This is a genomic window from Bacillus sp. GbtcB10 (assembly GCF_019091365.1).
Taxonomy (GTDB): domain Bacteria; phylum Bacillota; class Bacilli; order Bacillales; family Bacillaceae; genus Bacillus; species Bacillus altitudinis.
Window position 1 is genome coordinate 938,374 of sequence record NZ_JAGXJP010000001.1, and the last position, 15,581, is coordinate 953,954.

Genomic DNA, 15,581 nt, shown 5'->3' on the forward strand with positions numbered 1-15,581 from the left:
CCCTCTCCAGAGTTTAGTTTGTGAAGATGATCGGCTACGTACCTTACATCTTCTGCCTGTCGTTTACTCAAAATCCATCTGGATTCCTATGTAGCTACCGATTGGTTCTGGAAATGTGTCAAACCTTTTCGTTCTTTTATGCTCCTTTCATCATGAAAATGAATATCGGTTCTTTGCTGGCTGAGTATCGTATTGTGATATAATCTTGAGTCAAAGACAAGAGCTGATGGAAAATGAACTTGCTGAATGAACATCATGATGGTGAAAAATTTCTGAAGAAATGATAGGGTGATAGCGATGAGAAGACTTGAGTCTGGTATATCAGTAGACAACGAAGCATTTTCTGATGTGACCAGGTATGAAAACGAAACAATCAGCAGAACGACAATCATCAACTCAAATGTTCGTTTTCCTATTTTTTGGAGCTGTCACTTGGATCATCTTGTATTTGATACGTGTGATCTGACGAATGCGAGATTTTTTGCCGGTAGTACGATTGATCATTGTACTTTTAGTCATTCAGACTTGCGCTCTGTGGGCATTGGCAAAAACGAAGCTGTCTTCACCAATTGCGAATTTTCTTCCTGCGATATGAGGGGAATGACATTGGAGAATGCTACGTTTATCGATTGTACTTTCTCTAATTGTAGATTCAATGACCGTGTTTTACAGGCAGCGAACATCGTCAATTGTACCTTTGCTGGTAAGCTAATAGATATAACGTTTGAGGGAAATGGCAAACAAAAGCTGATCGCCAATTTTGAAAACTGCACCCTTGATGGTGTTCGTTTTTTAGGCTGTGACCTAGCGGTATGTATTCCGCCAGCATCCAAAAACCATTTATATGTTGAACATGTATCTGCACGTGTGAAAAAGGCCTTAGAGAAGATAGATGATGATCCTACTCTGTCTGATCATGATCGGAAAATACTAGTGCGGAGTCTGCGGAAGCTTGAACAAATGGAACAGTATATTTTTAACACGAAATATATGGAGAACATACATGGGGCCGCTTTTGTTGAACGCTTTTTCAGTCATCTTGGATGTAGCAAGGATCACATGTAACGTTTGCTACATCCCTTTTCCTACTTTATCTTTATGTCGTACATCAGCTTCTAGTATATTTGAGCGGAATGAGTTCTTCGATTTTCACCTTGACCAGCTCCCCATCCATATCAAGGATGACAAAACATGTTGGTCCAAAGTCTGAAATGAGCTCTCGGCAGATGCCACAAGGGCTGACTACTCTAATTCTTCTATCTTTTTCATCTGAATAAGGGTGTCTCACTGCAACAATTGTATCAAAATCTTTGTATCCATTCGATAAAGCGCTGCCAATCGCAATGGCTTCTGCACAAACAGTTACCCGTCCGATATAGGCTTCTATATGGACAGCTGATATGATTTCTCCTGTTTTCATCCGGATAGCTGCTCCTACATGATGCTTGTCATCTTCATAAAGACTGATTATCTTCTTTTTTGCTTCGTCTATTAATTCGATATCTTCTTGTGATAGATCAAACGTTTTCATCGCGTTTCCCCTTTCGCCTCACTGCTCGTATGTATTATATCAAACATGAGGTGATGAACTGAACTTCACTCTCCTTTACTAACCAGCCAAAAGACCGTTTAATCTGTAGTGAATGGCCATTTTGAATTTATTTCATATTCAATTGAAAAAGGCTGCTTTCAAGTAAGCAACCTTTTCCCTTATTTACATCAGAACATTTACCCTTTCTAGGTGTGAACTGAATCCCTATCGATTGATCACTTGAATGATTTTCTTCAGAGCATCTGCCGCTTCTGGAATTGGCATGACAACAAACACATGCAGCATTTCAGGATAAACAAAGGTTTTGATGTCCATTCCTTGTGCTGATAGTTTTTCATCGAGCTTTATGGCATCTGGATATAACATATCATGTGTTCCGATAAAATGAGTGATCTTCCCGAGCCCTTTAAAGTCACCGTAAATCGGACTAATCAATGGGTCTGTGAGACTTTGATCAGCTGCCCACAATTTTGTGATGACTCCCATTCCTTCATGACCTAGAATCGGATCTTTTTTTGCATATTCAAATATGAGAGGGTTTCTCATACTCATATCCACACACGCAGATAGTAACACGATATCCTTCGGCTGCGGCAGATCCTCTTTCTTTAAAAGGTGCGCAAGACCAAGTGAGATGTTTCCGCCAGCTGAATCTCCCATGATCGTCAATTGATTGGCACTTCCAGCAGTTTTCAGAAGGTCTTTATATAGGTTAAGCATTTTCGGATACGTATCCTGGTTGCTATAATGAGGTACTTTTGGGTAAATGGGAGCGACTACTTTCGCACCTAGTGATTGCGCCATTTTATCCATGAACCACCAATGGACATTCAAAGGCTGATTTGTCCACGCACCACCATGTAGATAGAGAATGACTTTTTGATTTTGTGATGCTTGTTCATTCAATGTGAAAACTTGCATGCCTTCGAATGTCTGCTCTTGTACCTCACTGATTAACTTCACATCATCTCCAATGGCATAAGGCTGCGTATTTTCAATTCCTTTTTGCTCAAGAAATTTTTTTGTCTGTTCGATACTAGAGAAACTCTCTTTATTACTTTGCGAAGCGAATAATGTTTCAAATTGAATACTTTCTTTAGAACGTTCACCATGATACATTTCTACACTCATTTTTTTCTCTCCTTCACCCAATAGGTTTATTGATCATCCTGCTTCGGAACACGAAATGATTCCAAGTAGACTTGTACTTTTTTTTCAGGGGTTTTTAATAAGTTAGATAAAAGGTCTTGAATGAGACGAAGGCTTTTAATTTTCTTTTCAATTTCTTCATGTTTAAGATGGACAATTTGTCTTAGGGTATCAAGGTCTATGTCTTGACTTAGCATGTCCATAATTTCAGCTATTTCCTTTAATGAATAACCGAGCGTTTTCGCATCTTTGATCAATTGAATTTTCACAACATAGTCGTCTGTATAGAATCTGTAACCGTTTGAACGTCGTCTTGGAGCAGGTAATATGTTGTGCTCTTCATAGTAACGAATTGCGGCAGGACTTACTCCTGTTTTTTTGGCAAGTTCTCCTCTAGTCATCAACTCCATCGTTACTCCTTTTTTATTATTTTGTTTTACTATATGTACATTATAAAGGTTGAACTATACTTCAAGGTCAAGGTGAAACATTTTTCGGCCAACTTTTGTTATCAAATGATTGTAGCAAAGAGATCTCTAGCGCTTGCTATGACATAATTGAGGTTACTTTTCGGTAAACAAAAAAACACCATCGTACCCGGCCAATTAAGGCGGATGCAATGGTGTCATCATCATTCTATCTGGATTATGATAAATCTTCCCCATTTGTTGCAATCACTTTTTTGTACCAGTAGAAGGAATCTTTTTTGTAACGATTTAATGTCCCATTCCCTCTGTCGTCTTGATCTACATAGATCAAACCATAGCGTTTACTCATTTGAGATGTTCCGCAGCTAATTAAGTCAATACAACCCCATGGTGTATACCCCATTAAGTCGACACCTTCTTTGACTGCTTCTTTCATCTGTTCAATATGTTGTTTTAAATAATCAATTCGATAATCGTCGTGAATTTCTCTGTCTGGTGTCAATGTATCTCTTGCGCCAAGTCCGTTTTCACAAACAAATAAAGGTTTTTGGTATCTGTCATACAGTTTAATTAATGAAATGCGCAGACCCATTGGATCAATTGGCCAATCCCATTGTGATAACTCCAAATGCTCATTTTTGATCGGACTATCAAATGTACCCGCTAGCTCGGCTGCATCTTCTCGGGCTTCTGCTACGTGGGACATATAGTAGCTGATCGCCACAAAATCAACGATGCCCTCTTTCAAAATTTGCTCATCCTGCTCTTCGATATCAAGTTTGATGTCGTTGTCAGCAAAATATTTCACCATGTATGTTGGATATTCACCTCTAGCTTGAACATCCGGATAGAACATATTCAATTGGTTCGATTTTACCGCTTGCAGCTGGTCCTCTGGTTTCGTTGTTTTTGCATAGGCTTCAATTTGGTTTATCATACAGCCAATTTGGACATTTGGAATGATTTCTTTTGCAGCCTTCACAGTGAGAGCGCTGGCGATAAATTGATGATGTGATGCTTGATACGCAGCCTGTAATTTATGGTCTACTAGGTCCTCTAAAATTCCAGCACCGGTGTAAAGGCTGTTGAGGTTCATATTCATTTCATTGAATGTAATCCAATACTTCACTTTATTTTTATATCTTTCTAAAATGGCACGGGCATATTTTTCAAACAACGGGACAAGTTCTCTACTCATCCAGCCATTATATTTCTCTGTTAAAGTAATCGGCATTTCATAGTGAGACATCGTGACTAACGGTTCAATTCCATATTTCGCACACTCATCAAATACGTTATCGTAAAAAGCCAATCCTTCTTCGTTCGGCTTGTCTTCTAAACCAGTTGGAAAGATTCTTGCCCATGAAATAGACAAGCGAAACACTTTAAAGCCCATCTCTGCAAATAGTGCAATATCCTCTTCATATCGATGGTAAAAATCGATTCCGCGTCTTTTCGGGAAATCAAATTCATCGGGTTGTTCCTTGTATCTTGTTAATTCAGCTGAACTCACATCGAAAGTAAAGTTGTTCACTTTTCCTTTTTCATAAGGATCTTTATATGCAGCAAAGTCTGACGTCGACAGGCCCTTGCCACCTTCTAAGTATGCGCCTTCTATTTGATTGGCAGCAGTTGCGCCACCCCATAAAAAATCATCTGAAAATCCTTTTTTTACATTCTTCATTTCAATCATCCCTTCTCTTTATATTAGTGAATAAGCATTAAGAGCTTATTTTGACCTGCGGTGACATGAGCGTCACCTGTATGAATCACATCAAGGTATTGCGTTGAATTTGTGACGATAATAGGTGTCACTACATCTAAATGGTTTGATTGAATTCCTTCTATATCAAACGATAATAAATGATCCCCCGTCTTCATCTCATCGCCCTCTTTTACCAGTACATCAAAGAATTGGCCATTTAGGCTGACGGTATCAATCCCCACGTGGATCAATAATTCAATCCCATCATCTGAAACGAGTCCGATGGCATGTTTAGTAGGTGTAACAGTCACTACTTTTCCTGAGAACGGTGCTTGTACCACCCCCTTATCAGGCAAAATTGCGACTCCCTTCCCCATCATTTCACTTGAGAACACGGAATCATTCACTTCAGATAAAGGAATGACCTTTCCACTCATAGGTGCTTGAACTTCATAAGGGTTTGTTTGCTTAGACATTTGTTGATTCTCTGTACTCTCAGTGTGATTTCGCTTTTCTGCTGCTTGCTCGTTAGCGGCCGTGACAGACTCCTGAAATCCAAGGAGAATGGTGATGAGAAGTGACACGATGAAGCTAAGGGCGATTCCAATCAGAGCCAGCTGAAAATTATTTGTCCCTTTCATAATGTAAGTTGGCAGTGAAGTAATGCCTGGGATCGAAAAGGCTGTCGTTTTAACTGAAAATAAACCGTAAAAACATCCACCGACTGCGCCGCCAATTAATGAAGCATAAAAAGGTTTTTTTAGTCTAAGTGTGACTCCATAAATGGCTGGTTCTGTGATCCCGAAGAAACTAGGAAGCAATGTTGAAAGCGCCAAAGACCTTGTTTCTACCCGCTTGGTGCGGATGATGACACCTAACACAGCGCCTGCTTGTGCCATATTCGCAATGAAATTCATCGGAAGCAGCATGATATCGTAACCCACTTTTTCAAAGCTGGCTAACGTGCTTGGGAAGAATGCGTAATGCATTCCAGTTAACACAATGAGTGGCATAAGGCCTCCCATTAATAAACCGGCAATCGGACCAGCGAAATTGAACAAAGAAGTGAAAAAGATTTCTAAATAATGCCCAGAAACGTTCCCAATAGGAGCGATAAAAGCCAGTGTAAGAGGAGCCGTGATCATCAGGCTCAGTACCGGTGTAAATACGATACTTAAGGATTTTGGGATCGCTTTTGTTATCCACTTATCGACAAAACTTAGTAATAGCACACCTAAAATAATTGGTAATACAGAAGATGTGTAATTATTTAGTGGAATACTTAACCCTAAAAAACTTAACGGGTCTGCTCCTTTTGCTGCACCTTCGATCATCGTTGGATAAAGTAAAATCCCTGCTAATGCGAGTGCGAGAGATTCTCGCGTTTTAAATTTCTTCGCTGCCGAATAAGCAATGAGGAAAGGTAAAAAGTAAAAGACAGCATTTGAAAAAATTTGAAGTACTTGATAGGTAGAGCTTGTCTCCGTCAGCCAGCCTAAGCTAACGAACAGTGCCATGATCCCTTTGATCAATCCACTACCAACAATCGCTGGCAAAATAGGTGTGAAAATCCCGCTGATCACATCGAATACGACTTCAATTGGGTTCATCTTTGACGTGTTTTTAACAGGAGCAGAATCATTGCTACTATGACCGGCCAGATGATCGATTTCCTCATAAACCTCTGCTACCTTTGCTCCAATAATGACTTGGAACTGTCCACTTTGGAATTGAGCACCTAAAACACCATCTAATGTTTTCAGCTCATCTACTTTTACCTGACTTTCATCGTTGAGATTAAACCTTAGCCGTGTGATACAATGCCAACTTTGAGATATATTTTCGGTTCCACCAATTAATTTCACAATTTTTCCAGCCAATTCTTTGTTTTCCATGCTTTCACCCCTTCATTTTCACAAAAAAAACCTAAACAAAATCCACCATAGAAAAGATCATTCTTTCTCATGGAGATTTGTTTAGGTTAATGCTTTTTCATAACACGCCTAAAAGAAATCATTTATTTTTTTGGTGTTCCTTTGTGATTCGCTCAATATGGATGACTAAAAAAACAAGTTCGTCTTCTGTCACATTCCAATTGAATTCTCGTTTTAACATTTCTTTGATGATCAATCCGCAGGCATAACTCTTCATATAACGATCCTGTATTAATTCTTTTAACGAGTCATCCATCTGCTGCGGTGGTTGGTTGGTTTCCTGCCTGACAATAAAATATCTCAAGTGGGTAATAAACCTCGAATAATTAATGGATGATTTATCCAATATCATCTCGAAAATATTTTGAATGATTTTGACGATTTCTTTCGTCAGGTGAGTCATCTTAATGGTGTCTCCCATAGACTGACCATCTATTTGAGCGTTTACAAAATGCAGGGCAATGAGTGAAGCTTCAGTATCTTCAAAAGAAATGCCCATCATCTTTTGAATAATTGTCAGTGCTTTTTTCCCGACTTGATATTCTTGAAAATAGAGATGTGGAATTTCCCACACAATGGGGTTTTCATACGCCATTTTTTCTTCGTGCCTTTGAATAGCGAAGGTGAGATGATCGGATAGCGAAAAGAGCGCGCTGGAACCTAACTTCTTATTCAACATCTCTTCGCCTACGCGAATGATTTTTTCAGTTAATAAAAGGATATCAGTTGGGATAGCGGCAAGTTGAGATTCTAATGGAGACGTCTGATCAGAATAAAATGTCTTACTGACAGCGCTCTCATCAAGTGTATCACCTTTCTTCTTTTTAAAACCTATTCCTGTTCCAAACACAACGACTTCATTTTGAGCCTCTGTTAGAGCTAATACGATATTATTATTTAAAACTTTAACGACGGTGAACATCCTCATCCCACCTTACCTAAAATGCTAAAAAAGCATAAAAAAACACCAAAATCTCAGCAAACAACGTACAAATGTACAATCTGTTTACCTGACTTGGTGGTGCCTGATCATATCAGTAACACTCCTGCATCGGTTACGACTTTATTTTAAATAGATGGATGACCAAAGTCAACTATTTTTTTCTGAAAAAATAGATTAAAATACCCATAATCATTTTATCTTTCCTTGTCTTTTTACAGTTTAACATATTTAAGGTTGCTGTAAGGTTCGGATTAATACGAGTTAAGGTTGAGGTTGTACAATGGGTTTGTAAGGAATTGAGGGATGAGTCAAATGGTCCCCTCTTCTAAATCAATCATAGAGGTGAAAAGCTTTGAGAGAAAATAAAATTTTGTCTTCATTATGTTACTTCAGTATCTTTTTTGCACCGTTTCTATTTCCGATTATCGTTTATTTCTTAGGAAAAGACGAAGTGAAATACCATGCGAAAAAATCACTATGGACACATATTATTCCTTATTTGATTTTCGGTCTTGGTATTGCCGGTTCAGGTTTACTTGGCATGAACGATATCAGTCATGCTGGTCCGTTCTTAATTGCAACGTATGCTGTGACATTCCTTGTGGCGATCTACTTCTTCATTTGGAACATTGTGAAAGGCATTAAAGTGTTTTCAGAATAAGAGTTAGAAAAAACGGTTCTGTGATTGATCAGAACCGTTTTTTGTATGTCCGTTTAAGCGGGTAATTGGATATCAATCGTTGTTCCTTCTCCTATTATACTTTGTATTGTCATATCTCCCCCGTGTTTTTGGATGATATCTTTTGCAATCGCCATTCCAAGACCTGAGCCTGCATGTGTCCCTCCTGTATTCGTCCCTCTATAGTAGCGGTCAAACACTTTTTCTAGCTCTGCCTCTTCAATTCCTTTGCCGTTGTCTTGAATGGTGATGTGGGTATGTTCTTTTTGTTCAAGCTGTACAATGATTTTCACATCAGCATCATTGTGAACAAGGGCATTTAAAATGAGATTGGTGACCGCTCTTCTTATGAGGATCGTATCAATATTCAGCATAAGCTTGTCTACATGCGTTTGCAGCTCAATGGTCTGATCTGCATATCTCGAATCGTTGAGGATATCAATTAACGTTTCACGCAGCAATGGCACAATGTTCACCAGTTCTTTATGCAGCATCACGTCGTTATTTTTCAGCCTTGTTGTTAAATTGAGATCCTCCATCACATCTTTGATGTACAGTGATTTATTCTCTATGATGCTGGCATAATGTCTAATGTCTTGATTTGAAAGAGGATAATTTGGATCTTTCATGATTTCTGCATAGCCTTGAATAGAGGATAATGGTGTTTTAATATCATGAGAAATATGACTGATCCACTCTTCCCGCATTTGCTCTAATTTGTCTTTTTCTTTTTGGCTTGAAGCGAGCTGCTCGGATAAGTGATTGACATTATAGAACACATCTTTATATATCCCCTTCGTTGGCAGCTTTGTCGTATAATCTCCGTTTGCGAGCCGCTGGATGCCATAAATGGCACGGCCGAGCGGTTTGATGAGTTGCCGGCTGAATAAGTATCCAATGAATAAGGCAATGATGGCATCAATCGATAATAAAATCATCGTCCCGATATTGAATTGCGATATTAATTCTTTCGTATCAAAAGAAAATAAATATTTTCCGATGGAAGGGTCCTTAAATCCGATGAAGTAGCTGTATTCCTTACCCTTTCCATTTTTCCCGCCAGCATAGATCGTCGACATCAATTGCTTATCTTTATATTTATGTAAGTTTACAATTTCTATAGGTGTGTATTTGCTTTTTAAGCCTTTAGGTGCTAGTGCATGATAGACGTCTTGTCCATTTTCGTCTAATATTTGAATCCACGCATTTTGTTGTTTTAAAGCTTGCTGTCCTTCTTTATTCACAGTGATATTTTGATTAGACAAGGTGATGTATTGTTCAAATGTTCTTGTGAAGGTTTCCGGCGTATTTTCTTCGTTTTGCTGACTGCTTGCTTGTAGTACAAGCCATATCATGAATCCAAATAAGTTAATAAAGACCGTGATAATGGTCACGATAATGACAGAGACCATGTATCTGCCTGTTAATCGCCATTTCATCTTTACGCATCCTTTACAACAAATTTATAGCCAAGTCCTTTGACCGTCACGAGAAATTCTGGTGTAGATGGGGAATGTTCTATTTTTTCCCGCAGTCTTCGTATATGAACCATTACCGTATTATCAGAACCGAAGAAATCCTCTCCCCAAACCGTTTGATAAAGCGTTTCTTTACTGATGACGCGATTCGGATGCTGCAAGAAATAAGTCATCAACATAAGTTCTTTCGGTGTGAGTTCAATTGCCGCTCCGTTTTTCGTCAGTTCGGCTTGCTGCTCGTTTAACTCAAATGGTCCTTTTTTGATCACGGGCTCCGCTTGAGAAGGCTGTAAGTAGGATGACCGTCTTAGCTGGGCTTTTACCCGGTAGGCGACTTCTTTTGGACTGAACGGTTTTGTAATGTAATCATCGCCGCCAATGGCAAGTCCTACAATTTTGTCTGATTCCTCTCCCTTTGCTGATAAAAAGATAATCGGAACATGTGAGACATCTCTGATTTGTTTGCAAATATCGTAGCCTTCTCCGTCTGGCAACATAATATCCAGTATGACGAGATCTGGTTGTTCTTGATGAAATTGCGTGAGCCCATCACGGGCAGTTGAAGCTGTTAACACCTGGTCAATGCCTTCTCTTGTTAATACGGTATGGATTAATTCTAAAATTTCTTTTTCGTCATCTATAATCAATACTTTGCTTTGAACCTTTGGCATAATGATCACTCTCCTGAAGTCATTGTTATTATTATACCCAAAGTGTTGACGTCGTGAAAAATCAACTTTCTATTTACACAGAAAAAAGCCAATTTTCTTTTTTAATGAGAAAATTGGCTTTTCGTGTTTCTCTAGCGTTTGACCACAAATGTTGTCACACTTTGAGCAGGGAGATGAGCCCAAAATTGATTTCCTGATATGTTTAAGTCAGTTCCAGGTTGAAGGTTGCTGCTGCCGCTCGTCACCCATCTAGACGCCTGAGAAACAGAGCCATTTTGCACGACGAAGTGTTGATTGACCCCTGCATTGTTTTTATTAATCGCCACAATGACGACCTGATTGTTTCCTTTATAAGCTGAGACGAAAACATTTGATTCAGGGCTTTTCGTTGCATCAATTCTGACGTACCCTGGACGCACAAACTTGGAGAAATGCGCCATGTTGTATCCGCGCTTGCTAATCATTCCATCTTCTTTCATAGGACCGTATGATCTCCGGATGTACCACCACACATACGCCTGAAAGTCCCCTTCCACCATTGATTGGTGAATATGCTCTGATACCCCTAATGCCTCAGGCCAGCGGTCCGCTGAATTGTTATCACTATTCGGATAGTAGACCTCTGTCATCCATAGCTCTTTCCCTGCCCCTTTTTGTTTGAAAAGAGGGTACGGAAGCTGGCTAATTTGGGTTCCGTATAGATGAGCGCCGAGAATGTCCATATTCCTTAGCGCCTGCGGATCGTTTAAGATAGGATCTGAGATATTCTTAAGGTATTGAAACGATTCTGGTGCAATCACACGTGCATTAATGGAGCCGGCATTTTCTCTCATGAATCGCAGGATTTCCTGAGGTGTCCACCATGTCCATTCATGCGCATAATCAGGCTCGTTTTGTACAGAAATGGCATAAAGATTGACTCCGTTGTTTTTCATGTAAGTGACAAAATCATTCAGATGCTGAGCATATGCTGCGTATTGATTGTATTTAAGCCGCTTGGCAGGTGATCCATTCCGGTTAAATGTTTCAACCATACTGCTTGGAGGATTCCAAGGGGAAGCAATGACTAGAGCACCATGCTCGATCGCTCGTTTGGCCGTCGCGACTTCTCTGCTCCAATTGTTTCTGTTTTCGTCTACATAAATTCTAAGAATGGAAAACCCTAACTGATTTTGTCCATTGCCAAAGGCAGTCTCCCTTTGTGGCGCTGTCAAATCACCAATCCAAGCTGGATGGTTCATTCCGCCAAAACCACGAATCACTTGTCTTTCTGCATTAAGGTTAATGTTTGCGTCAGCTGCTGATACTTCAGCTACTCCGGGGCCTATGAACATGACAGATAGCATGGTGAAACACACCAATAAAGCAAGCATTGGTTTTTTTATACATGACATCAAATTTCCCACTCCTCTATCAAACATTTAAGCACCTTTATTCGCTACCTTTGAGTAAACTGCCAAGAATCAAATTGGAATAGATTTCCCCCGCCTGTTCCGGTAAAGACAAAAAATACGTTGTGCACTCCGGATGCGCCGTTAATCGCTGTTTCTATTTCCCGCCAGTTTTGTGTTCCACCGGTGGAAGGGACATTCAGTGTACCGACCAGTCTGCCGTTTGCGCTGTCAAGGCGTACTTCTATTTTCCCGCCTACTGTCGATGCGACATTGGCTTTAAATGTTCTAGCGCCATTTGAACCAAAGTCTACATTCCCTAAAGCCACCCAATCGCCATTTTGAATATTGGTGACATGCTGGTTATTCACTGGTCCTCCTGGTGCTGACGAGGCTTCTGTCAAAATGCGTCCATTCCAAGCGAATGTTTCAGCTTCAACACGTTGATATGGATTCAGATTAGATAGCTGTTTCACCCCTTCATAATTGGCTGCTACTTCTCGAAGGGAGCCATCTGCATTATGCACAAGCTTGTTAATATGTGGAGAGCGATAGCCTTTGCCACTTCCGTATAAGGCAGAGCTAACGGTTTGCGTATGATACACCACATACCACTCATTTTTAAAATTGAACACCGCATGATGGTTGTTACCGCCGCCACCAAAAAAAGCACCCGGATTTTTCAGAAAGTGTCCTTTATACGTGAAGGGTCCCATCGGACTTGAGCTCGTCATATAGCCGATTTCACCAGGTGGTTTATCGGCAGGATGTGAGCCGCCAAAATTGATGCAATAGGAATAGTAATAGGTTCCGTTATACTTATGCATCCCTGAGTCTTCAAACATAAAAGGAGCATCAATGGTGGATGCGCTACTGGCCACACTTGTCATATCAGCACCTAGCTTCAGGACTCTTGCTGTTTTAGGATTTGCCCATTGTCCCTGCGTTGGATTGGAACCGCCTGGAACGCCTCCGCCGGCATATAGATAACCAGTACCGTCATCATCTACAAATACGGCCGGATCAAAAAGCCATACAACTCCGGACATGCCAGGTGTACTTGGCGTAACGAGCGCTTTTCCAATTGGATCAGTCCATGGGCCAATCGGGCTGTCTGCTGTAAGGACTCCAATCCCTCCGCCGCTATTAGCGAAATAAAGGAAAAATTTATCCTTTCCATTGATCTTCTTTACCGCCGCTGATGGGGCCCATGATGCGCCTGCCCATTTGGCAATGCCTCTGCCGCCATTTGCCCCATTTGCCCCCGCTACTGGAATCGCTCCGTGATCGGTCCAGTTGACCATATCCGCCGAAGAGATGACGAATACTCTATTCAGATTTGCAAATGAATTGTCCTTAATCGTTCCGTTGCTTTGATATTCATAGTCATCACTCGACATATAAAGGTACACTCTTCCGTTATAGGTAAGCGCAAACGGGTCTGCTCCTAAGTGATGATCAATGAGCGGGTTTGCATTTCCTACTTGCTTGGCAATAGGAGTGCTTGCCGCATTTGCTTCATATACCGGCAAACAACTCAGTACCAAAGTGAAGATCAATAAACAAACGCTACACTTCATCCTCGTCCTCATCGTGTCATTTCCTCCTGTTTTCATCTTCCTGATATTGGGGTTTAGGCCCAATTTCAAATTATGTTGATGTTTCGTGATGAAGAATGAATACAAAGAATGATTTCTCCCTGCGAATCCCTGTAAAGAGTGCAATGAAAACCCTTACTTTTTAACTAGAAGACAACAAAAAAATGCAGTCTCCATGATGGAGCTGCATTCTTCCTCAATGTTCAATAAATGTAGACTACATATAACGAGCGGTCACCATTTTCTTTCTCGTGTAAAACTCTACTCCGTCTGTTCCATTGGCGTGCAAGTCTCCGTAGAAGGAATCTTTCCAGCCAGAAAATGGGAAGAAAGCCATTGGAGCAGGAACACCAATGTTAATGCCTAACATGCCGGCTTCGATGTTTTCACGAAATTCTCTTATGCTTGAAGCGCTGTCTGTGTATAGGCAGGCACCGTTTGCGAATTTTGATTGATTGGACAGGTCGATTGCTTCTGCGAGTGATGAGACACGGACAATGGATAAGACTGGGGCAAAAATCTCGTCCTGCCAGATTTTCATTTGATTTGTGACATGATCAAAGATCGTTGGTCCGACAAAATACCCTTCTCCATTTGTTTCGTTATCTTGTCTGCCATCACGAATCAGGCTTGCGCCTTCTTCAATTCCTGATTGGATATATTGAAGAGTTCGTTCTTTATGCTCTTTCCGAATGACTGGTCCGAGAAAGACATCTTCATTTATTCCGTTTCCGATGACAAGCTGGTTGGATTCATCGACCAATTGTTGAATCAAGTCGTCCGCCACGTCTTCTTCCACTGCGACAACGGCTGCTGCCATGCAGCGTTCACCTGCTGATCCAAAAGCAGCGCCAATGATTTGTTTTGTGGCTGATTCTAAATCAGCATCTTTCAAGACGATAGAGTGATTTTTTGCACCGGCAAGTGCTTGTACACGTTTACCATGTGATGTCCCTTTTTTATAGACGTATTCTGCGACTGGCTGAGAGCCGACAAACGAAATGGCTTTTACCTTTTCATGTTCAAGCAGACCGTTTACTACATCGTGAGCGCCATTGACAATGTTGAGCACACCTTTTGGAAGTCCCGCTTCTTCAAATAGTTCTGCTAACCGTGCAGCAAGGATTGGCGTCCGTTCTGAAGGCTTTAAAACAAATGTATTTCCGCAAGCGATGGCAAGCGGGAACATCCAGCATGGGACCATCATCGGAAAGTTAAACGGGGTAATGCCGCCGATGACGCCAATTGGGTAGCGGTACATGCCAGACTCTAGACCAGTCGCAATATCAGGCAGTTGTTTCCCCATCATTAAGGTTGGTGCACCAGCGGCAAATTCCACACATTCAATTCCTCGCTGCACCTCTCCTTTTGCTTCTGTTACACTTTTTCCGTTTTCCAGCGTGACAAGTTCAGCTAACTCATCCCATTTCTCTACGAGTAACTGTTGGTATTTAAATAAGATACGTGCGCGCCGGGGAACAGCTGTTTTAGACCAAGTGGTGAACGCTTCTTGTGCTGCCTGGACTGCATGTTCTACATCCGTTTTTGTTGAAAGTGGTACTTCTGCGATGACTTCGCCAGTAGCTGGATTATAAACAGCTTCCGTTTGGTTCGTTTCGGCGTCCACCCATTGTCCGCCAATATAATTTTTCAACGTTTGTACATCTGTTTTGGTCATGTTCCCTCTCTCCTCTTTGTTTGGATTGTGATGCAATCGTGTGTTGATTTATCGTCATTGTCTCATCTAAGGGGCCTTCATCTGTATACACTCTTTGTCAAATGAAACCACAATTTTGCTTTACGTTCTGATAAAACATGTGAAGTCTATACCTTCTAGCTCTTTTGGTTCCGCAGATCTGTCCCCCTTTTAGGTCGTTTTGTCTGTGTGTCATGATCATGTTAATCAATTGATGATATATTTTTGGTTAACTGTTGGTTAACTTTAAAAAATCATAATATTAAAAACGCTTCCAGTCAATGATCAGTTTGTTGATCTAAAAAAACCTGATGCCAGGTGCATCAGGTTAAGACTGTTTATGTTAGTTATTTAGAA

13 protein-coding genes are annotated in these 15,581 nt (G+C 40.7%); 2 read left to right on the forward strand and 11 right to left on the reverse strand.

Annotated features, from left to right (window positions below; genetic code table 11):
* The first annotated feature begins 297 nt into the window (after window positions 1-297).
* The gene (locus KVT11_RS05020) at window positions 298-1,065 is read left to right on the forward strand and encodes a pentapeptide repeat-containing protein (RefSeq protein ID WP_076821615.1); all 768 of its coding nucleotides are present in this window, start codon (window positions 298-300) and stop codon (window positions 1,063-1,065) included.
* Between the two features lie 43 nt (window positions 1,066-1,108).
* Here the strand turns inward: KVT11_RS05020 and KVT11_RS05025 are convergent, their stop codons facing one another.
* From KVT11_RS05025 to KVT11_RS05050, 6 genes are all read right to left on the reverse strand, one after another.
* Window positions 1,109-1,531: a cytidine deaminase gene (locus KVT11_RS05025; protein WP_017367347.1), complete on the reverse strand. Its 423-nt coding sequence runs from the start codon at window positions 1,529-1,531 to the stop codon at window positions 1,109-1,111.
* 225 nt (window positions 1,532-1,756) lie between these two features.
* The gene (locus KVT11_RS05030) at window positions 1,757-2,683 is read right to left on the reverse strand and encodes an alpha/beta hydrolase fold domain-containing protein (protein WP_116306927.1); all 927 of its coding nucleotides are present in this window, start codon (window positions 2,681-2,683) and stop codon (window positions 1,757-1,759) included.
* Between the two features lie 26 nt (window positions 2,684-2,709).
* On the reverse strand, window positions 2,710-3,111 hold the full coding sequence (locus tag KVT11_RS05035) for a MerR family transcriptional regulator (RefSeq protein WP_017367349.1): 402 nt from the start codon (window positions 3,109-3,111) through the stop codon (window positions 2,710-2,712).
* A 235-nt stretch (window positions 3,112-3,346) separates the two neighbouring features.
* Complete coding sequence (locus KVT11_RS05040) at window positions 3,347-4,822, reverse strand: glycoside hydrolase family 1 protein (RefSeq protein WP_019744144.1); 1,476 nt, start codon at window positions 4,820-4,822, stop codon at window positions 3,347-3,349.
* 14 nt (window positions 4,823-4,836) lie between these two features.
* Window positions 4,837-6,729 carry a beta-glucoside-specific PTS transporter subunit IIABC gene (locus tag KVT11_RS05045; protein WP_116306929.1) on the reverse strand — a complete coding sequence of 631 codons (1,893 nt, stop codon included), beginning with the start codon at window positions 6,727-6,729 and terminating at the stop codon, window positions 4,837-4,839.
* A 118-nt stretch (window positions 6,730-6,847) separates the two neighbouring features.
* A complete protein-coding gene (locus tag KVT11_RS05050; RefSeq protein WP_008343748.1) occupies window positions 6,848-7,690 on the reverse strand; it encodes a PRD domain-containing protein in 843 nt (280 codons plus the stop codon).
* Window positions 7,691-8,063: 373 nt separating this feature from the next.
* Here KVT11_RS05050 and KVT11_RS05055 point away from each other — a divergent pair, with 373 nt between their 5' ends.
* A complete protein-coding gene (locus KVT11_RS05055; RefSeq protein ID WP_007499277.1) occupies window positions 8,064-8,372 on the forward strand; it encodes a magnetosome magnetite crystal formation protein family in 309 nt (102 codons plus the stop codon).
* A gap of 53 nt (window positions 8,373-8,425) precedes the next feature.
* Here the strand turns inward: KVT11_RS05055 and KVT11_RS05060 are convergent, their stop codons facing one another.
* From KVT11_RS05060 to KVT11_RS05080, 5 genes are all read right to left on the reverse strand, one after another.
* Window positions 8,426-9,829 carry a sensor histidine kinase gene (locus KVT11_RS05060; RefSeq protein WP_035391892.1) on the reverse strand — a complete coding sequence of 468 codons (1,404 nt, stop codon included), beginning with the start codon at window positions 9,827-9,829 and terminating at the stop codon, window positions 8,426-8,428.
* Window positions 9,830-9,831: 2 nt separating this feature from the next.
* Window positions 9,832-10,539 carry a response regulator transcription factor gene (locus KVT11_RS05065; protein WP_008343743.1) on the reverse strand — a complete coding sequence of 236 codons (708 nt, stop codon included), beginning with the start codon at window positions 10,537-10,539 and terminating at the stop codon, window positions 9,832-9,834.
* 131 nt (window positions 10,540-10,670) lie between these two features.
* The gene (gene xynC / locus KVT11_RS05070) at window positions 10,671-11,936 is read right to left on the reverse strand and encodes a glucuronoarabinoxylan endo-1,4-beta-xylanase XynC (protein WP_081038966.1); all 1,266 of its coding nucleotides are present in this window, start codon (window positions 11,934-11,936) and stop codon (window positions 10,671-10,673) included.
* 41 nt (window positions 11,937-11,977) lie between these two features.
* Complete coding sequence (locus KVT11_RS05075; RefSeq protein ID WP_057079472.1) at window positions 11,978-13,522, reverse strand: glycoside hydrolase family 43 protein; 1,545 nt, start codon at window positions 13,520-13,522, stop codon at window positions 11,978-11,980.
* 223 nt (window positions 13,523-13,745) lie between these two features.
* The gene (locus tag KVT11_RS05080; protein ID WP_008343737.1) at window positions 13,746-15,206 is read right to left on the reverse strand and encodes a CoA-acylating methylmalonate-semialdehyde dehydrogenase; all 1,461 of its coding nucleotides are present in this window, start codon (window positions 15,204-15,206) and stop codon (window positions 13,746-13,748) included.
* Window positions 15,207-15,581 lie beyond the last annotated feature (375 nt).

Coding starts and splice junctions, on each gene's coding strand:
- KVT11_RS05020 (WP_076821615.1), top strand. CDS start 298: ATGAGAAGACTTGAGTCTGGTATATCAGTAGACAACGAAGCATTTTCT.
- KVT11_RS05025 (WP_017367347.1), bottom strand. CDS start 1,531: ATGAAAACGTTTGATCTATCACAAGAAGATATCGAATTAATAGACGAA.
- KVT11_RS05030 (WP_116306927.1), bottom strand. CDS start 2,683: ATGAGTGTAGAAATGTATCATGGTGAACGTTCTAAAGAAAGTATTCAA.
- KVT11_RS05035 (WP_017367349.1), bottom strand. CDS start 3,111: ATGGAGTTGATGACTAGAGGAGAACTTGCCAAAAAAACAGGAGTAAGT.
- KVT11_RS05040 (WP_019744144.1), bottom strand. CDS start 4,822: ATGATTGAAATGAAGAATGTAAAAAAAGGATTTTCAGATGATTTTTTA.
- KVT11_RS05045 (WP_116306929.1), bottom strand. CDS start 6,729: ATGGAAAACAAAGAATTGGCTGGAAAAATTGTGAAATTAATTGGTGGA.
- KVT11_RS05050 (WP_008343748.1), bottom strand. CDS start 7,690: ATGTTCACCGTCGTTAAAGTTTTAAATAATAATATCGTATTAGCTCTA.
- KVT11_RS05060 (WP_035391892.1), bottom strand. CDS start 9,829: ATGAAATGGCGATTAACAGGCAGATACATGGTCTCTGTCATTATCGTG.
- KVT11_RS05065 (WP_008343743.1), bottom strand. CDS start 10,539: ATGCCAAAGGTTCAAAGCAAAGTATTGATTATAGATGACGAAAAAGAA.
- KVT11_RS05075 (WP_057079472.1), bottom strand. CDS start 13,522: ATGAGGACGAGGATGAAGTGTAGCGTTTGTTTATTGATCTTCACTTTG.
- KVT11_RS05080 (WP_008343737.1), bottom strand. CDS start 15,206: ATGACCAAAACAGATGTACAAACGTTGAAAAATTATATTGGCGGACAA.